Source organism: Streptomyces sp. CNT360 (assembly GCF_000424785.1).
In genome coordinates this window covers 97,070-115,276 of the sequence record NZ_KE384247.1, presented here as the reverse complement: position 1 = coordinate 115,276, position 18,207 = coordinate 97,070, and the positions used below count along the sequence as shown (strand labels likewise).

Here is an 18,207-nt window from a genome sequence, read left to right as displayed (position 1 = left end):
GCCATCAGCTTGCCGACGCCCGACCGCCACCACTGCCCGCACAGTTCGCACAGTTCGCACAGTTCGCACAGTTCGCACTGCCGGCACTGCATGACTGCCGCACCGCCGGGGGCGTGACCCATGGGCCATGCCGACACCCTGCTCGCCATGGGCGGTGCCTTCGTCGCCGCCGCCGTCCTCGCCCGCCTCGGCAACCGCATCGGACTGCCGACCATCCCCCTGTTCATCCTGGCCGGGATCCTCCTCGGCCCGCACACCCCCGGCTATGTGCTCGTCGAGGACCCGCACGAGCTGGAGATGCTCTCCGCACTCGGCCTCGTCCTGCTGCTGTTCTACCTCGGCCTCGAATTCCACATGGACGACCTCAAGGCCGGCGGGAGGAAGATGGCCCTCGCGGGCGGCCTCTACCTCGCCCTCAACGTCGGCGCGGGCCTCGGATTCGGCTTCGCCGTCGGCTGGGGCACCTCGGAGGCGCTCGTCCTCGCCGGAGTGCTGGGCATCTCCTCCTCGGCGATCGTCACCAAGACGCTCGTCGACCTCGGCCGGCTCGGCAACCCCGAGACCAAACCCATCCTCGGCATCATCGTCGTCGAGGACATCTTCCTCGCCCTCTACCTGGCGGCGCTCCAGCCCGTGCTGACCGGCGCGGACGAGGCCGGCACCGCCCTCGCCGAGATCGCCAAGGCCTTCGCCTTCCTGCTGGTGCTGGGACTCGCGGCCCGCTTCGGCACCCGCGTCGTCGGCAGACTGTTCGCCACCCGGGACAACGAACTCCTCGTCATCTCCTTCCTGGGCGCCGCCGTCCTGGTCGCGGGTATCGCGGAGGAGTTCGGTGTCGCCGACGCCATCGGCGCCTTCATGGTCGGCCTCATGCTGGGCAACACGGCCTCGGGGGACCGCATCCGCGAACTGGTGCACCCGCTCCGGGACGCCTTCGGTGCCCTCTTCTTCTTCGGCTTCGGCCTGTCCATCGATCCCGGCGACCTGCCGCGGGTGCTGGCCCCGGTGCTTGCGGCGGTCGCCCTCACCCTGGTGACGAACGTGCTGGCCGGCATGGGTGCCGCCCGCATCTACGGTTTCGGGCCACGCCCCACGGCCAATGTGGCCACCACCCTGCTGGCCCGGGGGGAGTTCGCCCTCATCCTCGCCACGATGGCCGCCGCGGCCGGTCTCGACGACCGCCTCGCCCCCTTCATCGCGGGCTACGTCCTCATCCTCGCCGTCCTCTCCCCCCTCGTCACCGGTCAGACCCACCGCCTGGCCCTGCGAGGGCGGGACGCCGACCCGGCGGAGCAGTCCCCGCAAGAGGAACGCGAGACGTCACCGACCGCCCACTGACCCCCGCCGGGTGCCCCGCGGCCGAGGATGCCGCGGGGCACCCGTGCCGGTCGTTCACCAGCGGAACGCCGGGGCCGCTCCGCAGCACCGAGGACACTGCGCAGCGCGCGTGCCCGGCCCGCCCCGGAGTGCCTCGGCCCGCCCTGGAAGTGCTCAGCGGCGGGCGTGGCGGCCCCGACCCGGACGGTTCTGCGGGTCGGACGGATCCGGGGCTCCGGTCGAGGCGTCCTGCCCCGTGGGCCGACCCTCTTCATCGCCGTACGGCTCCTGGGCCCTGCCACCGGGGCCACCGGGGCCACCGGGGCCACCGGGGCCACCGGGAAAGCCTTGCGGACCGTGCGCGGCCGCACCGTCGCCGTACGGTGCCTGCGGGGCCGCACCGCCGTGCGGGCCCGAGGGCATCACCGGGGCGCCGTCACCGTAGGGCGAGCCGACGCTCCCATGGCCTGCCCCGCCTCCGGAAACCTGCGGGCCTCCATGGGCTTGCGGGCCTCCATGAGCTTGCGGACCTCCAGGGGCCTGCGGGGCTCCATGGGCCTGCGGACCCCCATGAGCCTGCGGGCCTCCATGGGCTTGCGGACCTCCATGGGCCTGCGGACCCCCATGAGCCTGCGGGGCTCCAGGGGCCGGATGGTGGGTCGCGCCGTGGCCGGGCCTGCCGTACGCGCCCGACGTGCTCGGGAAGCCGTAGCCGCCCGGCCCGCCCTGGGCACCCGTGGCACCGTGGGGACCGTAAGCCTCCGGAGCGTTCGGGCCGCCCCCATGAGCGCCCTGTGTGCCCCGTGCACCCTGGTCGGCCGGTCCCCCGGGACCCCCCTGCGGGGCGCCGTACTGAGGTGAGCCGTACTGCGGAGCCCCGTACTGCCGGCCGTGCCCGGGCCCGTAGCCACCCTGCGGAGCACCAGGCCCCGGGGGGTAGGCGCCATGCGGCGCGCCCGGCTCCGGAGCGGGACCGTGGTTCTGATGGGGGCCCTGGCCCTGATCAAGGCCGTGGCCGCCTCCGGCGGCGCCCGGCGGGGTCGGGGGGTGGGTCTCGTCGTGGGAGGGGGCCGCCGAGGAGTCGGCGTCCTGCGCGGAGCCCTTACGGCGGCTGCGCAGATACTCGATCACGATGGGCACGACCGAGAGCAGCACGATGCCGACGAGGATCAACTCGATGTGCTCGTGGACGAAGTCGACCTGACCGAGCGCCGCGCCCAGCAGCGTGACCCCGGCGCCCCACAGCGTGCCGCCGATGACGTTGAAAAGGACGAAGGACCGGTACCGCATCCCACTGACGCCCGCGATGATCGGCGTGAACGTACGGACGATCGGCACGAACCGGGCGAGCACCAGCGACTTGGGGCCGTGCTTCTCGAAGAACTCGTGCGCCTTCTCGACGTTCTCCTGCTTGAAGAGGCGGGAGTCCGGCCTCTTGAACAGCGCGGGGCCGACCTTCTTGCCGAACAGGTACCCCGCCTGGTCGCCGAGCACGGCGGCGAGCACGATCAGCAGGCACATCAGCCACAGCGGCATGTCCAACTGGCCCGTGACGATCAGCAGCCCCGTCGTGAACAGCAGCGAGTCGCCCGGCAGGAAGAAGCCGATCAGCAGGCCGGACTCGGCGAAGACGATGGCCAGGAGGCCGATGGGTCCGAAGGTGTTGATCAGGAAGTCCGGATCCAGCCAACTGGGTCCTAGGGCGAGGTTGGTCACGGGGGCTCCTGATCAGGGGCGCGAGTCGGGCCGCCTCCCGGCCGGAGACCGACGGAGGGCGCTACGGACGGCACACGGGCCGTATCGGACGCTACACGCTACCAACGTGCCCCTCCCGCCCACCGTTCCCGAGCCCCCTCCCAGGGCCCTGGAGGACGCCTGCCGCATCCCGTGTGCCCGTGGCCCCACCCAAGTCCGCCAGCTTCCGCCAGGCACCCGCCACGCGGCCGGTCGAGACCCGAGGTGCCCCGGCCCCCGTCCGGCGCCCCGGAGGGCCCCTCCGCGCGGCGCCGCCACAGCCCCACCTTGTGGCCCCACCGTGCCCCCGCGCCCCCGTGCCTCCGCGTCGAGCCGCCCCGCGCGGGGGCGTTCCCTCCTGACGGAGCGCCCGGAAGTGCCGTGTCAGCCGACGTTCACCCTGTAGTGCCTCGGATCGCGGACGGCACATGCCTCGACGAACGCCACGCCTGCAATGCGCCAGCATGCACACACGCAGACGATGAGGTCCTGCACATCGGCTGGCGCCGCATCGACACTGCGGAACCACCCGTGGGAGCGCCGGGCCGGGAGCTGGAGAAGCGCCAAGTCCGAGCCGACCGAGCACGGCCTGCCGTTCCCGACCTGCATCCCGGCCGAGTCGGCCGACGTCCTGGCCGCCGAGGGGTGGTCGAGGGCATCCGCCACGGAGTCACCAGCACGCGTGAGCCGGGCGCGCTGCGGAGCCGGGCAGAACCACTGAGGCGTGTGGCCCGTACAAGGGCGCGCGGCTGGTCCGTCAGTGCTGCGGGGCGGCGTCCCGCCGGGCGCGTCCCGCTCGTCCACAGGGTGTGGACAAGAAAGGCGCACGGCAGGGTCACCGACCCCCTGCGCCCTACTTGTCCCCCCTTTACAGGGCAATCATCCGGATTGCACCACGGTCGCGAGGCTGCGCCCGGTACCGGTGGCCCGGTAGGCTTTCCGTGTGATCTTCAAGCGAATCGGAAACGGGCGGCCCTACCCCGACCATGGCCGGGAGAGCACCCGCCAGTGGGCGGACGTGGCCCCGCGCCCGGTGCGCCTTGACCAGCTCGTCACCACCAAGGGCCAGCTCGACCTGGAAACCCTCCTCGCCGAGGACTCGACGTTCTACGGCGACCTGTTCGCCCACGTCGTCAAGTGGCAGGGCGACCTCTACCTGGAGGACGGCCTGCACCGCGCCGTCCGCGCCGCTCTCCAGCAGCGGCAGGTGCTGCACGCGCGCGTCCTCGAACTCGACTGACGTACGCGCTTGTCCCTCGATCGGGTGTGCGTGACGACGAGGCGCTGATCATCTAGTAGGCAGGTCTTCCTTTGGCCATTACCCTGCGCACATGAGCATGCTCACTCCCCCCGGCCTGGGTGGGAAGTACCGCATCAGGGGTGACCGCTACCCGCGTATGCGCCGGCCGCGACGGCGGGGCAGGACGCTGGTCGCCTCGGCGGCAGCCGTGCTGGCCGTCGCCGTCCTGGGGTGGGGCACTCTCCAGCTCGTCGACATCTTCACCGCCGACGCCCCCGCCCGCGCCGCCGGTCACCACGCCGGGAAGAGCGACTGCGCCTCCCGGCAACCGGACGCCGCCCGAGGAGTCCAGGGCGGCGCCAAGAAGGCCGGAAGCCGGGACGAGCACGGCTCGGCGGTCGACAGCCGCGCCCACTCCGCCCGCCTGCCCGACCCCGGCAGCATCACCGTCAACGTCCTCAACGCCACCTCGCGCAGCGGCCTCGCCGGGGACACCGCCGACGCGCTGAAGCAGCGCGGCTTCACGATCGGCAAGGTGGCCAACGCGCCGGCCGAGCTCGACCGGAAGGTCGACAAACCGGCCCTCCTCCTCGGCGCTCCCGGCTCCACGGGCGTGGCCCGGCTGAAGGCGCTGGGCACCCAGGTGAAGGGCGAGGAGATCCGCTACGACGAGCGGGACGGCAAGGACGTCGATCTCGTCCTCGGCAAGGAGTTCACGAAGCTGACGGCGAAGAAGGCCGCGACCGCGGCGCTCGCCGGACCGGCAGCCCCCGGGACGTCCCCCTCGCCCCCGTCCGCCACCTGCCGCTGACCCTGCCGAAGGCGACCCGCCCTCAGCGGGCCGCCGGGGCGGTTCGCCGCCGGGGCGGTTCGCCGCGCGGGGTTCAGCCCACGGTTCCGTACATGCGGTCGCCCGCGTCGCCGAGCCCCGGGACGATGAAGCCGTGCTCGTTGAGGCGCTCGTCCACCGAGGCGGTCACCACGGTCACCGGCGTACCGGCCAGGTCACGTTCCATGACGGCCACGCCCTCCGGGGCCGCCAGCAGGCAGAGCGCCGTCACGTCGTCGGCGCCGCGCCGGATGAGTTCCTTGATCGCGGCCACCAGCGTGCCGCCGGTGGCCAGCATCGGGTCCAGGACGTAGACCTGGCGGCCGGAGAGGTCGTCGGGCATGCGGTTGGCGTACGTCGAGGCCTGGAGGGTCTCCTCGTCGCGGATCATGCCGAGGAAGCCGACCTCGGCCGTCGGCAGCAGCCGCACCATCCCCTCCAGCATCCCGAGACCCGCGCGGATGATCGGGACGACCAGGGGGCGCGGGCGGGAGAGCTGCACGCCGGTGGTCTCGGTCACCGGCGTGGTGATCGCGACCTCCTCGACGCGCACGTCGCGGGTGGCCTCGTACGCGAGCAGCGTCACCAGCTCGTCCGCCAGCCGGCGGAAGGTGGGTGAGTCGGTGCGCGCGTCGCGCAGGGTGGAGAGCTTGTGCGCGACCAAGGGATGGTCGACGACGTGGGTCCGCATGCGTCGACAGTATCCGAGGCCGGTGCGCCCCCACCCGGCCGGTACCAGGACCGGCCCGCCCGCGCCCGCCGTAGGCACCGGCATCCGCCGGGGCGCACTGGCGTACACCCGGCGCACCGGGGAAGGTGGGCAAGTACACCGGAGGTGTGCGTATGACAGAGGCAGAAACCCAGACACCGGGACACACGCCGAGCCAGACACCGGGACACGCGCCGAAGCGGGCGCCGCTCCCCACCCCGGCACCCGGCCGCACCGACGCGGAACGGCTCCGCCGTCGCGCCCGTTTTCTCCGAGAGCTGAACGAGGCGAAAGAGCTGCGCGAACGCGTCCACCCGCGCCGCTCCCGCGCCGCCCGCAGGCGCCGCCAGGCGCTGCGGATGCGTACGTTCCGCTGGTGAAGCACCGCGTCGCAGGGGCCGTGCCCGCGTCGCGAGGGACCGTTCCCGCGTCGCGAGGTGCACGAGGGGTCACAGTGAGTCGCCGCAGGCGAGGGCCCGGGGAAACGTTCGGGCAACGGTCGGGCAAACAGCACGGCGACGCACTGCCGAAGACCCTTCGCGGGGCGCGGGTTTCTGCCACGATGCCCGATGGGGCGGGGCACGGTCCTCGTCAGCACTCGGGCACCTCTTGAATCAGTGGGAGAGTCACGGTGTATTTCGCCGCGCTGCTCGCGCGCACCGAAGACGGGTGGGAAGCGAGCGACACAGAGCTTGACGACGTGGAGACCCTGGCCGACCTGGCCGACCTGGCCCGGGAGGCCACAACGGACGACGAGACAGTGCTGGTCTGCATCGAGCAGGAGGGGGAATGGTTCGGCGTCGTCCGCATCGACGGTGAGGACGACCCCCGCGTGTTCGTCTCGAACGCGGCTGCGGCGATGCGCAGCTCGTACGGCGAAATACTGCTCTCGGACGAACTGCTGGGCCGCCAGCCGGAGGACCCTTCGGCCCTCGACCAACTCGTCGACCTCGACGGCACGGAAGAGGGCGAACCGGAGGGTGCCGAACACGACGACGAGGAGGCCGAACGCGCGGCCGCCACGGACGCCGACACGGCTCCCGCCGGGCCACTGGGCGACGCCGGGCTGCTGAGCGACCTCGGCATGGGGGGCAAGGCGCTGCTCTCCCTCGTCCCCGAGGACGCGCTGGCCGAGGTCGCCGACGCCCTCGGCTGCACGGAAGTCCTGGAGTCCGTCCGCTGAGCCCGCCGCCGCACCCCGGCTCGCGTCCCGTCCCGGCGCCGAGTACGGCACGGACGTCGAACGCGACAGGGGCACGGCAGGGGCGCCGCACGCGCGCGAAACGGCACCAGCAGCACGCCGGACCCGCGACGGGGAGTCGTCGCGGGTCCGGGGAGACACTGACTCCATGAGCCCCGTGCACGACGAGGACGGAGAGCCGGCCGGCGCCGCGTCCTCCCCCGCCCCCTCCCACGCCGACCCGGCGCACGGCCCGGCCCACGCGCCGGTGGACGACCCGGTACGCGACCCCTGGCGCGAGCCCATGCGCCTGGCGCTCGCGGAGGCCGAGCGCGCTCCCGCGACGGGCGACGTACCGGTCGGCGCCGTCGTACTCGGCCCGGACGGCACCGTGCTCGGCACCGGCCGCAACGCCCGCGAGGCAGACGGGGATCCCACCGCTCACGCCGAGGTCCTGGCCCTCCGCGAGGCGGCCCGGCACCGGGGCGACAACTGGCGCCTGACGGGCTGCACCCTGGTCGTCACCCTGGAGCCCTGCACGATGTGCGCGGGCGCGGCGGTGCTGTCGCGGGTGGAGCGGGTCGTCTACGGCGCCCTCGACCCGAAGGCGGGGGCCGCCGGCTCCGTCTGGGACGCCCTCCGCGACCGCCGCCTCAACCACCGTCCGGAGGTCGTGGGCGGCGTCCTCCCCCGCGAGTGCGCCGCCCTCCTCACCACCTTCTTCCGCACCTGACCTCCCCTTGCCCACCCGCCCCTGAACCGATTTCGACCCCGGGCCCTCCGTGGGCTAGAGTTCCTCTCGGTAGCGTGTCCGAGCGGCCGAAGGAGCTCGCCTCGAAAGCGAGTGAGGGGGCAACTCCTCCGTGGGTTCAAATCCCACCGCTACCGCTCTGAGCAGGATGCATGAAGGGCCGGACCCCGGTGGGGTCCGGCCCTTCGTCGTGGTCCGTCTCAGTTTCCGTCTCAGTTGTTGCTGTTGTCGGCGCAGCTCCTGGCTTGAGCCCATATCGGGCTGGAGCCCGGACCCAACCGCAGAGTGCTGCTACCTTGGTAGCGCTGGCCTTCAGACACAACCGCATAGAGAGACACCACCCGGGTCGAGGTTGAGCGGTCACAGAGACCACGAGGCTCCCTCCAAGGCGGTGTGAAGCTCGGCGCAGGGGTCGATAGCACTACCAAATCCCTCTGCGATCTTGAAGGTCGGTGCGACTTCCGAGGGAGGAGTGTGTCTCCTCCCAATCCCTATGCACGTCTCTTAAGCCCTTCGGCTCTCGCCGGAGGGCTTCTTTCCATGCCTCCGGAGGTGTCATGACGGAACTCCTGTCTCTCCCACCACTCGCCGTGGTGTACGTCCTGCTTACAATCCTCGTAGTAGTCGTGACGTTACTAGTTGTTGTAACCGTGATCGCGCATACGGTCGTGCGGCGGGCCCGCCCCGAGGACTTGCCTCAGGTGCTTCCCGGCTTGGGCCAGGTGTTGGACGCCTTCGCTCAGTTCCTTCCCTGGCGACGCGGGCGAGGAAGAATCCGCTGACAGGAAAGCCGTGCAACGACGGTGAGCATCTGAGCCGATGGCGAGGGGCTGGCCACCTTTAGCCAGCCCCCTTGGCCACCGACTCACCCAACCGGTACGAGAGCTCCAGCAGTGCCGTCGTCATCGTCGTCCGGCCCGTTCGGATTCTGCTCCCAGATCAGCCCATCGACCTGGGCGGCGATGTTGTTGCGCACCGTGTCGACCATGTGCTGATAGCGCGCGGCCATGGAGGTAGACGACCAGCCCATGAGGCCCATGACGGCTCGCTCCGGTACGCCGAGGATCAGCAGCACTGTCGCCGCGGTATGGCGGGCGTCATGCAGGCGACCGTCTCGAACCTTCGCGTCTCGTAGCAGCTTCTTCCATTCGTCGTAATCGACTCGGGTGGATGTGCCCCGACCGGTCGGCGTGGCGAACAGCCATCCCTCGTCGTGCCAGTCAGCTCCTGCCGAAGCCCGTTCGGCGTCTTGCTTCACCCGGTGGGTGCGTAGCAGCTCCACAAGCTGTGGAGGCAGCCCTATGGCGCGTCGACCGGCGCGCGACTTGGTGTCGGCCGTCTCCGGGTTGGTCCGGCGACGCTGGGGGCAGTAGCCGGCCTTTCGGCCGCACGTGTCGCCGCAGCCGTGCGCGTAGCGGGGGCGTCGCCGACTGCGGCGGACCCACAGGACACCGTTAGACAGGTCCACGTCCGTCCACTGGAGGCCCAGGGCCTCCCCCTGCCGTAGCCCCAGCGCCAGGGCGACGGCCCAGCGCGCTGAGTTCCGGCGCTGCTCTGCCGCACGGAGGATGCGGCGGACCTCCTCCACCGTGTACGGCTCGATCTCCTCCTCGTTGACCCGAGGAGCCTTGGCGAGGCTCACCGGATTCTTGCCGAGGTGGCCGCGTCGAACGGCCTCGTTCAGCGCAGTACGGAACGTTCGGTGCACCTGGTGGGCCGTGGCGGGCTTGCTGCCGTTGGCCTGCATCTTGGCGTAGAAGCGCTCGATGTGCTCCGGGCTGAGCTTGTCCAGGCGGTGCGCTCCGAGACCGGGCACGAGGTGAACGCGTACCGCCACGCCGTACCCGACCATGGTGTTCTCACCGACACCCAGCGGAGCGATGTTCTCCACCCAGTGCATGAGCCAGCTCTCGACGGTCCAGGACCTACCGGGCTTGCGCACGGTGTGGGAGTCCCGCTGCTTCTCCAGCGCCCGGACAGCCTGGGTGACCTCCGCTCGTGTCTTCCGCTCCACATGGCGGCGATCCGGCTTGCCGTCGTCGCGTACGCCAACAGTGACGCGGCCGTGCCACTTCCCGTCTTTCCCCCGGTAGATGGAAGAGCGGCCGTTGGGCTGGCGGGTGCGGCGCTTCTTCTCGTCTCCCATGGTGTTCTCCCCCTTCAGGCAGCGGTACGGGTGGTCGTGCGGAGCCGTGCGACGTACTCGGGCACAGCGTCGGCGGGAATGCGGCGGAGGCGGCCGACCGTGACCGACTCCAGCTCTCCAGAGCTGATGAGCCGGTAGCAGACGGTTCGGCCGATGCCGAGCCGACGAGCAGCCTCCTCGACCGAGAGCAACGCGAGAGTGGGGTCGGTGTCGCCGTGATCGCGAGCGCTCAAGATGTGCCGCACGGTGCTCCCTTCAGCCTTGGCGGTACGACGGTCCGTCGCAGAAACCGCAGAATTCGCAAAAACCTGTGAGCTTGCCTCCTGACCTGGGGTGTCGTGGCTGACCGGGTAGGTGCCGCAGAAAGAGCCGGAAGCGCCGCAGAAATAGGCGTCGGACGAGCCGCGCATCCTGGTGCCAGCGGCACACGGGCATTTGTGCGGCAGCTCCGCTGCTTTCTGCGGCGGCTGGCCCAACGCGGTGCCGAGGGTGCTGCGCTGCTGGTCAGCGCGCATGGCGTGGGGTTTCTGTTGTTTCTGCGGTTTGTGCGGCCAAGCGGCGGCGCGCGTGGGCGTGCGTGTGGTCATGCCAGCCCCTCCCGAACCTGGGGGTGGATGAGGTAGCGCGGAGCTGGCGGACGGCCACGCTTCCCGTTCCGGGGCGGTGTGTGGGTACGCAGGTAGCCGTGTTCCTCCAGCAGGGCGACGGCCGGCTCCATGTCGGCGACCGTGGGGAACTCCGAGCGGGAGAGCTTGGCGAACAGGTCGCGGCGGCTGACCGTCTCCCAGCCGTTCGCGGCCAGCACCTCCAGTAGCGTCCTGGCCCGCGACTGAGCTGCGTCGGCTCCCATGAGGTCGAAGACGTTCAGGGCGTGGTCGGCGAAGTATTCGCCGATCTCGATGGCAGCCAGCATGGTGGCGTCATCGATCGGCTTGCCGTACCCGTCGTGCAGGTGCGCGGCCAGGTGCAGCAGTCCGGCGATGCGAGCAATGGCGCCCACCAGCTTGCCCGCCCACTTCTGGAGATGGCCCAGCTTGCCGCCCTTGGGGCGGAGCTGGATCTCCAACTCTTCCTGGTAGCTCTTCAGCGCCTTGTCGGCCGCCGGGGTGAGCTGGAGGACGACCGGGTCCATCCAGTCCGCCAGGGAGAGCGTCAGCGCGACGATGTTGCGCTCGTATCGAGCAGCGACAGTGTCCGGCACCGGGTCGGGGTCGCTGTCCCGGTAGCCGACCAGGGATTCCGGCATGGAGTAGAGGAAGCGGGCCAATAGTCCGCGCCCGTCGAATCCGCGGTGCTTGCCGATGTCCTCCAGGACGGTCGGCTGTACGGCCAAGCCCATGGTGAGGGCGGGCGCTTCGATGGATTCCTCGCGGGAGCGGCGGTCGACGCGCAGCCGGTCGCCAGCGTGCCCCTTGAGGAAGACTTCCATGTTGGGGGTGCCGGAGTAGCGGCCGGCGATGATGTCGAAGATGCCGCCCTCGGCGGACATGACGGCCAGGCGCCCGCCCTGCTCGGCCATGAGGGAGGTGACCGTTTCCGGAGTGGAGTCGTCGGCCAGCAGTCGGGGCCGTGCGGGCACGGTGAGCTCTTCGGCTTGCTGAGCCAGGCCAATTGCCTCGGCGACGAGCGAGTCACGCTCAGGGCCCTCGGCCGTCGCCGCGCGAGCAGCAGCCTTGTCGGCTGCTTCCTGCGCCATCTTCCGCGTCAGCTCTGCCTCAACGATGCGTCCGGCCATCTCCTCGGCGAGCGACTTTTCCGCTTCGTAGAGCGGTCCGGTCATCGCAGAGAAGACGGCGCTCTTGCGGTTGGCAGGGGGAAGCGCGACGACCACGTACAGGTTGGTCGGCTCGCGCCACCGGCCACGCACCTGCACGACACAGCGACCACCGGCAGCAGTCGCCAGGACGGACAGAGCCAGGGAGCCGGCCATATCGACGGGTGTCTGCGTCTCCTCGGCGATGCCGGCAGCGAACTCGCCTAGCCAGCCGGGGAATGTGTGCAGCGGGAAGGGTGGGAGCGTCGGGCGGGTGTTGAGTGGGATGGGTTCCTGCCAGGTGTCCGGCCGTTTCTCGTCACTGAGGGCGAGTGCTTCCCGTACTTCGGCCGCTGAGGCGTCCGGAGTGGATGCGGCTTGCACGAGGCGCGTACCGGCCTCGATGAGGCGGCGTCGCTCGGCCAGTTCGTGAACGATCTCGGCGTAGTATCCGGCGTTCGCGGCTGTGGGCACCGCTTGGACGAGGGACTGGACGTAGCCGGGGCCACCGACACGGCGCAGCTCGCCGAGGCGGTCCAGGTGGTGAGTGAGGGTGATCGGGTCGACCGGCCGTCCCTCGTCGTGCTGGACGAGGATGGCGCGGTGGATCGTCTCGTGAGCGGGCCTGTAGTAGTCCTCCGGGCTCAGGATTTCGATCACGTCGGTTATGACCTCGGCGCGGAGCATCATCGCGCCGAGCACTGCGGCCTCGGCTTCCACATCGCTCGGCGGACCACTGTTTTCGGACTGATCGAACAATGCGCGCACATTGCTGTACGGCACGTCCACGGGCTCAGATGGCATGCTGGTGCCCTCCTGTTTCCTGGTTGGGATAGGGAGACCGGAGGCGGCGGGCGACCTTGGTCGGGAGTGCCGCCGCCTCCGGGCGTAGCTAGGAGTCGGTACGGGCCTTGAGCCAGGCCAGGTACTCCTGGCGGACGTACGGCCGGTAGGACCGGCCGGGCGGGTTCAGCAGCGGCTTGATGGGGCCGCGCGTCGTGTAGTGGGTGTGGTCGAAGTCGGCGAGCCGTCCGGCAGCCTCTTCGGCCGTCTCGATTGCTGCGGCAGCGACTTCGGGCGTGTACGTCTCGGCCTCGCTGAGAGCGATGCGGTCGAGCAGGGCGGCCTTACGGAGCCAGAATTCGCGTCCCATGGGTACGCCGAATTCCTTGTCGGCTGCTGCGCCTGCCACCCACGAGAGTTCGCGGATCACCCGGGGCGCGCTCGCGTAGGCGACCTCGGGCGACGGGCATGCGGCGACGTTGGGATCGGGTGTCACTTCTCTTCTCCCTCGCTTGCTCGGGTAGGGCTCACGACTCGATTTCGAGGGCGCTGAGCAGGTCGGTGACGCTTCCGCCGAGGGTGGCCAGCCGCCGCTCGATGGCCTGCCAGGACTCGGTGTCGATGGCCATGAGGCTGGCGACGGCAGTGCCACGGTCGCCGCGTTCGAGGGCCGTGAATGCGTCGCGCAGCTCGCCGACGGCCATGAGTGAGATGCGCTGCGGGCGGGGTGCTATTGCGTTCAAAGCGTTCTCCGTTCTGGTCAGTTGCCGATGTCCGCGACGGTGTCGCTGAGGGCGCCGATGAACTGGGTGATGGTGGGGGCCGCGTCGGTCTCGGAGAGGCTGAAGCCGAAGAGCGCGACGAGGATGAAGGCGCCGACGCCGATGGCACGGAACTTCAGCGCGACGGCGACCAGGACGCCGAGGACGAGCACAACTGAAACGGTCAGGGTCATGGCATGGGCCTTTCTGCGGGTTATCGGGTGCCTTGGTCGTGGAGTCGGGCGGCGCGGTTGTAGAGCCAGCGGCCGAGGCGGATGCGCTTGCCGTAGCCGTCGCAGCGGCGGCAGTCCTTGCCGCGCCGGAGCTGTCCGCGCCGGTTGGTCTTGAGGTGGAAGCCGAAGCCTCGGCACTTGCGGCAGGTGCCGAACGGGGAGATCGCGCACAGCGCGATGTAACAGAGAGTGAGGAAGAGGAGGCCGGGTATAGCGGCCAGGATGTCGGTCATGAAGCCCTCCACGGGCCGGTTTCAGGGCGTGCTGGGGTGAGGCCGCTAGAAGCTAGTGGCCTGATAAGAGGGGGTTTGGTGCGCTAGCGGGGCCGCTAGACCTAGCGGGGTGGTTGCTAGGTCTAGCGGCGTGATGGGCTAGGCAGCGTCGCTGTTTCCGTCACGGTGAGCGACTGCATTGAGGATGTCGGCGCGCTTGATGCCTCGCCGGTTGGCGCCCTTGCCGTCGTCGGTCGTGCCCCAGATCTGGCCGGTGCGGATGCCGTAGGGCTTGAGCGCGGCGGTCAACTGCTCGGCTCCCCACTCGCCGTACGCGTCCGGGCGCAGCTCTGCCAGCCGAGAGGCGATGACCTCGTTCCATGCCTTCGGTTCCTCGGCAGGCATGACGGCCAGGATGTCGGCCAGCAGGTCGAAGGAGGCGGCCGAGTCGGTTTGCGGCTCCTCGCCGAGGGCGTAGCCGGTCAACAGGCCGGCGTCCTGGCGCAGCTTGCGGGCACGTGCGCCGATGGCTTCGGCGAGGACGGCGTCGACCTCGATGGAGCGGACGACGCGGGCGTCGGCTCCTTCGCCGAGGAAGTAGCAGATGCCCTTCTCTCCCCACGCGAACGTGGTGGCGCGCACCCCGCGCTTGTAGGCGCCGGTACCCAGCACCATGTCGTTCTCGGTGTGGGACATGACCTTGAGGCACCAACGGGCCGAGGCGTTCGCGGAGATGCCCTTCGGCAGGCTGTCATCGTCGGGCCGCTGGGTGGCCAGCAGCAGCACGATGCCCACGGCGGGGCCGCGCTTGACGATGTCGGTGCAGATCTCCTCCAGCTCCTTGCCGTGCTTGGAGTGCTCGAACCACTTTTGGCACTCGTCCACCCCGATCACGATCGGATGCAGCCCAAGCGACTTCTTCGAGGCCAGCTCTGAGGTGACCTTGGACTCGGGGCAGATGTCTCGCGGCAGCTCCCGGATGACCTTCGCTCGACGCCGCAGCTCCGCCTGCACCTCGCGCATGCTGTGCAGGCCGTAGAGGATGTCCTCTTCTTCATCCCCCGCCCGGTGCCGGTGGGAGACGGCCTCGCCGACCGGGTCCAGGTCGCCGGTCCCCTTCAGGTCGTAGCTGTGCACCTCGGCGCGCGGGTCGAGGGCCGCGATGAGCAGCAGCAGCCGCAACAGGAAGGTCTTGCCCATCCGGGGGATCGCGCCGATGACGCCGGCGATGAACATCAGCGTGATCTCGACCCATCGGCCGCGCTGGTCGGTGCCCCAGGCGACGGGCTTGAACAGGTCGACGCTGCCGGACTTGGCCAGCGGCCAGGCCGGTTGCTTGGCCCTGGACATGTCCTGATCGCCCACCCACAGCCGCAGCCGCCCAGTGTGTTCGTCCGGGACTGGTTCGGGCCACACACAGCCGAGCGGACGGCGCAGGCCGGAGGCCAGCCGTTCGCGGCGGTCCATCACGTCGGCGACGGTCACGCCGTAGGGCAGGTCCCCCTCGGCGAGCCAACCGGGGCCATCCCGGGTGATGGGCGCCGTGAACGCCAGCGGGTCGCCGCCCTTGGCGAGGGTCTGGTTGATCTGGGAGATGCTGAGCGCGGCCAGTGCCCGGAGCACGATGTCGCTGGTGAGCTTCTGCCTCTTCGGCAGCTCCACCGCACGGTGGATGACCGGGTCATCAGCAGGCTGCCCCAGCCAGCCCAGCGCGAGCGTGACCGCCGCGCCGGAGAGAGCCAGCAGCCAGCCCGGAGCCAGCACGTACGAGGCCAGCGCCGACGACAGACCGATCACGGAGGCGACGACGCCGACGACCGTGCGCCAACGCACGCGGCGGTCACGCTGGCGGGAAAGCTTCAGATACTCGCCAACGTCTTCACGGCGGGCCGCAGCCGCGCGCAACGGGTCACCCTCACGGTCGGCCATCCATCGCAGCGAACCGCTGACGAACTTCGCCGCTCCGCTCGGTGCCTGCAAGGTCAGCCGCAGCGCGTACCAGGGCGTACGGATCCCGTGATACGCAACCGTGTGCCCCGCATATCCGGCTGCCCAGCCAGCCGACGCCATGAAGTCCGGCTTCGACTTCACCCACTGCGGCAGGACCGGGCGCCGCTTCGCGTCCCGTACGCGGTCGATGAAGCCGGGAGCCGAGGAGGCACCGGGCGAGTCGACCATCACACGGGCCGACGGGTCCTCCGCTTCGGACGCGGACTCCGCCGAGGCGGAGGCGTGCGGCGACTCCTTGCGGAAGTCGAGCACTGTGCCCGACTCCCCCTCTGCCATCTCCGATTCGAGCCGTTGGAACAGCTCGTTCTCGTCCTCGTGGTTCACTGACATTTCCTTCCATGAGTGGGAGGGAGCGGGGCCAGGACGCTGCTGTGGAAGGTGGGCGCCCTGGCCCCTGCTGGTCGGATCTCCGACTGCCGGTTGCAGGCCGGACAGATGAGAGACCGACGTGCAACGGTGACCAGCGAACACCGTGCGGTCAGCGTTGGGAATGACTTTCAGGTGACGTTGCCCCGTCAGTAGCGGCGATGGAGCGAGGCGGGGCGAACATTTCGACCTGCTGGTGGCCGTGCGGCTCCGTGTCAGGCTCTAAGCGCGTTGCAGCTCACGCATGCGCGCGCTGATCCAGCCGACGGACCAGCCGGTGCGCTCGGCGAGCTGTCGCACGGTGTGATCCGGGTCGGCGGTACGGATGGCCTCCAGGGCCTCCTCTTCGCTCAGCTTTGCGGGCGCAGCGCCGGGCTTCGGCGATGGCTGCTTGTCCGCTGGGCGGGGCTGTGGCTGGCGTTCACGGGTGGCGTGCCCTGCGTGTTCATGAACGGAGCGCTGTTGCTTGGGCTGTTCACGGCGCTCGCGGTCGGCCCGTTCGCGCGCCTCGCGGGCCCGCTCGAACTCTCGCTGTTCACGCCGCTCGCGCTCTTCGCGCTCCGCTTCCAAGCGGCGAAGCCGCTCTTCGTGCTCACGCTGCTCGCGACGCTCGGCAGCTTCCCGCTCGGCGCGCTGCTGTTCCAACTGGGCGGCGTGCTCACGGGCCTCCTGCTCACGGCGCTCGGCAGCTTCGCGCTGCTGTTCACGCTCCTCACGCGCCAGACGCGCCTGTTCATCGCGCTCGGCTCTTGCGCGCTCGGCCTGTTCACGCTGCTCACGCTCGATGCGTTCAAGCGCCGCAGCGATCGCGCGCCGGTAGGCCAGCCCTGCCTCGGCGGTGACGATCAGCAGGGTTGGCGCGACCGCGTGAACAACCACGCCGACCAGGTCGCCGTGAAGCGCCGAGTCGCCGATGTTGAGGGCGAGGGTCATGACGCCGGTCAGCCAGCGCAGCACGGTCGGCCAGGGTCCGGCGGAGCCGCCGAGGCGGGCAACGGTGGAGTCGAGACGTACGACGATCACGACCGCCGCGTCGACCACCAACGGCAGTACCGGCGCCGTCGGCTCCCACCCCTCCGGGGTCACGCTGCGAACGAGCGGCGTGACGGTCAGAACGGAGTAGAGGATCGCGCCGAAGGTGATGCTCCACGTGCCGGCCGACAGCGTTCGCTCGGCGGAACGGATCTGGCTCGCGCTCATGGTGGAGAGCCGAGACCCCGCTCCCGCCCGGTCCGGTTCAGGAGACGGGCTCAAGCTGCCTCACCGCCCAGCAGCGCACCGACAGAGCGGACGGTCGACGGACCCGAGACCATCGATGCCAGTCCCTCGGCGATGAGCGCCGTGACTCGGTCGTACAGCTCAGGCTCTTCGGCAAGGATGTCGCGCGCCGCGTCCAGGCGAGCCGCGCGCTCCTCGGCGCTCTCGTCTGCGACGCCGAGCCACAGCTCCAGCGGCGTGCCGAGCGCCAGCTCCAAGGCGTCGTTCTCGGTGACGACCTCATGGCCGGCGATGAAGGACTTCATGGTCATGATCCGGACTCCTGCTTCCTGGTTGGGATAGGGAGACAGCGACGGCGGGCGCTACTTGGTCGGGAGTGCCGCCGTCAGCTGCTGCAGAGCGCGTGCAGGTCAGACGCGCATGCGCCGAGGGCGCAGAAAAAAGCCGGTCAGCCCGGAGATCACGGTCACGGTGGAGGTGAAGGTGACCGACGCGATGAGGAACGTGCCTCCGCCGAGCTGAGCGACTGCGGTGCCCATCAGGACGCCGATGACCAGCCCGACCGCGATGAAGCAGAGGTTGGCGACGTCCAGCGTCGGCGTCCGTGGCTTGACCGCACGCGCCACCATCTCGACGTTCGCCGAGGGCACCGGGCGAACCGTGTCGTTGAGCCGCAACAGCACAACCCCGGAGGCCATGCCGGCGACCGTGCCCAGAGCGTCGTCCTGGCGGTCGCGGACGACGTCTCCAATGGCGAGCAACATGATCGTTCTCCTTCCGAGTCGGGGAGCCAGGAACCCCCTGGCCGCGAGCCGCTCGTCTCAGACGAGTGGTCATGACCCGCGACGCCGCAGCTCAGGCGGCATCGCGGACCAAAATCACTCGGCTTGAACACACTGTTGAGTTCTCAAAGAACGGCCGCTTCCTCCGGGCCCCTTTCACCGAGCCCTCCGGGCGGTCCAACA

General features: G+C 70.2%; 19 protein-coding genes and 1 tRNA gene. 7 read left to right on the top strand and 13 right to left on the bottom strand.

What is annotated here, in order from left to right:
• Nucleotides 1–147 precede the first annotated feature (147 nt).
• Nucleotides 148–1,338, top strand: coding sequence for a cation:proton antiporter (locus H297_RS0132375; RefSeq protein ID WP_027740427.1), 1,191 nt, complete (start codon nt 148–150; stop codon nt 1,336–1,338).
• A gap of 153 nt (nt 1,339–1,491) precedes the next feature.
• Here H297_RS0132375 and H297_RS44770 read toward each other — a convergent pair whose 3' ends face one another.
• Nucleotides 1,492–3,033: a VTT domain-containing protein gene (locus tag H297_RS44770; protein WP_027740426.1), complete on the bottom strand. Its 1,542-nt coding sequence runs from the start codon at nt 3,031–3,033 to the stop codon at nt 1,492–1,494.
• Between the two features lie 961 nt (nt 3,034–3,994).
• Between H297_RS44770 and H297_RS0132360 the strand changes: the two genes are divergently transcribed.
• Nucleotides 3,995–4,291: a type II toxin-antitoxin system VapB family antitoxin gene (locus H297_RS0132360; protein ID WP_003999914.1), complete on the top strand. Its 297-nt coding sequence runs from the start codon at nt 3,995–3,997 to the stop codon at nt 4,289–4,291.
• Between the two features lie 91 nt (nt 4,292–4,382).
• On the top strand, nt 4,383–5,102 hold the full coding sequence (locus tag H297_RS0132355; RefSeq protein ID WP_027740424.1) for a LytR C-terminal domain-containing protein: 720 nt from the start codon (nt 4,383–4,385) through the stop codon (nt 5,100–5,102).
• A gap of 73 nt (nt 5,103–5,175) precedes the next feature.
• Here H297_RS0132355 and upp read toward each other — a convergent pair whose 3' ends face one another.
• A complete protein-coding gene (upp, locus tag H297_RS0132350; protein ID WP_027740423.1) occupies nt 5,176–5,811 on the bottom strand; it encodes a uracil phosphoribosyltransferase in 636 nt (211 codons plus the stop codon).
• A gap of 152 nt (nt 5,812–5,963) precedes the next feature.
• Here upp and H297_RS42390 point away from each other — a divergent pair, with 152 nt between their 5' ends.
• The 4 genes from H297_RS42390 (at nt 5,964) to H297_RS0132335 (ending at nt 7,897) form a co-directional block, all read left to right on the top strand.
• Nucleotides 5,964–6,209 carry a hypothetical protein gene (locus H297_RS42390; protein ID WP_078514954.1) on the top strand — a complete coding sequence of 82 codons (246 nt, stop codon included), beginning with the start codon at nt 5,964–5,966 and terminating at the stop codon, nt 6,207–6,209.
• A 251-nt stretch (nt 6,210–6,460) separates the two neighbouring features.
• Entirely contained in the window at nt 6,461–7,012 is a 552-nt protein-coding gene (locus H297_RS0132345; RefSeq protein ID WP_027740422.1) for a tRNA adenosine deaminase-associated protein, read from the top strand.
• 166 nt (nt 7,013–7,178) lie between these two features.
• On the top strand, nt 7,179–7,742 hold the full coding sequence (gene tadA / locus H297_RS39735; RefSeq protein ID WP_078514952.1) for a tRNA adenosine(34) deaminase TadA: 564 nt from the start codon (nt 7,179–7,181) through the stop codon (nt 7,740–7,742).
• Between the two features lie 68 nt (nt 7,743–7,810).
• Nucleotides 7,811–7,897: transfer RNA gene (locus tag H297_RS0132335), tRNA-Ser, on the top strand.
• Nucleotides 7,898–8,625: 728 nt separating this feature from the next.
• Here the strand turns inward: H297_RS0132335 and H297_RS0132325 are convergent.
• From H297_RS0132325 to H297_RS0132280, 11 genes are all read right to left on the bottom strand, one after another.
• The gene (locus tag H297_RS0132325) at nt 8,626–9,906 is read right to left on the bottom strand and encodes a site-specific integrase (RefSeq protein WP_027740420.1); all 1,281 of its coding nucleotides are present in this window, start codon (nt 9,904–9,906) and stop codon (nt 8,626–8,628) included.
• A gap of 14 nt (nt 9,907–9,920) precedes the next feature.
• Nucleotides 9,921–10,493: a helix-turn-helix domain-containing protein gene (locus tag H297_RS42385; RefSeq protein WP_486589765.1), complete on the bottom strand. Its 573-nt coding sequence runs from the start codon at nt 10,491–10,493 to the stop codon at nt 9,921–9,923.
• Nucleotides 10,490–12,463: a DUF3987 domain-containing protein gene (locus H297_RS0132315; RefSeq protein WP_027740418.1), complete on the bottom strand. Its 1,974-nt coding sequence runs from the start codon at nt 12,461–12,463 to the stop codon at nt 10,490–10,492. The genes H297_RS42385 and H297_RS0132315 overlap by 4 nt, the downstream gene beginning before the upstream one ends.
• Before the next feature lie 88 nt (nt 12,464–12,551).
• Nucleotides 12,552–12,938 carry a hypothetical protein gene (locus H297_RS39730; RefSeq protein ID WP_051352368.1) on the bottom strand — a complete coding sequence of 129 codons (387 nt, stop codon included), beginning with the start codon at nt 12,936–12,938 and terminating at the stop codon, nt 12,552–12,554.
• Nucleotides 12,939–12,969: 31 nt separating this feature from the next.
• On the bottom strand, nt 12,970–13,185 hold the full coding sequence (locus H297_RS43510) for a hypothetical protein (protein ID WP_158693788.1): 216 nt from the start codon (nt 13,183–13,185) through the stop codon (nt 12,970–12,972).
• Between the two features lie 17 nt (nt 13,186–13,202).
• A complete protein-coding gene (locus H297_RS0132305; RefSeq protein WP_027740417.1) occupies nt 13,203–13,397 on the bottom strand; it encodes a hypothetical protein in 195 nt (64 codons plus the stop codon).
• Between the two features lie 20 nt (nt 13,398–13,417).
• Entirely contained in the window at nt 13,418–13,669 is a 252-nt protein-coding gene (locus H297_RS0132300; RefSeq protein ID WP_027740416.1) for a hypothetical protein, read from the bottom strand.
• A 138-nt stretch (nt 13,670–13,807) separates the two neighbouring features.
• Nucleotides 13,808–15,982 carry a cell division protein FtsK gene (locus H297_RS0132295; RefSeq protein ID WP_027740415.1) on the bottom strand — a complete coding sequence of 725 codons (2,175 nt, stop codon included), beginning with the start codon at nt 15,980–15,982 and terminating at the stop codon, nt 13,808–13,810.
• 264 nt (nt 15,983–16,246) lie between these two features.
• Complete coding sequence (locus H297_RS39725; protein WP_037795870.1) at nt 16,247–17,224, bottom strand: hypothetical protein; 978 nt, start codon at nt 17,222–17,224, stop codon at nt 16,247–16,249.
• Nucleotides 17,225–17,274: 50 nt separating this feature from the next.
• Nucleotides 17,275–17,553, bottom strand: coding sequence for a hypothetical protein (locus H297_RS39720; protein ID WP_051352367.1), 279 nt, complete (start codon nt 17,551–17,553; stop codon nt 17,275–17,277).
• A gap of 99 nt (nt 17,554–17,652) precedes the next feature.
• The gene (locus tag H297_RS0132280; protein ID WP_027740414.1) at nt 17,653–18,006 is read right to left on the bottom strand and encodes a hypothetical protein; all 354 of its coding nucleotides are present in this window, start codon (nt 18,004–18,006) and stop codon (nt 17,653–17,655) included.
• Nucleotides 18,007–18,207 lie beyond the last annotated feature (201 nt).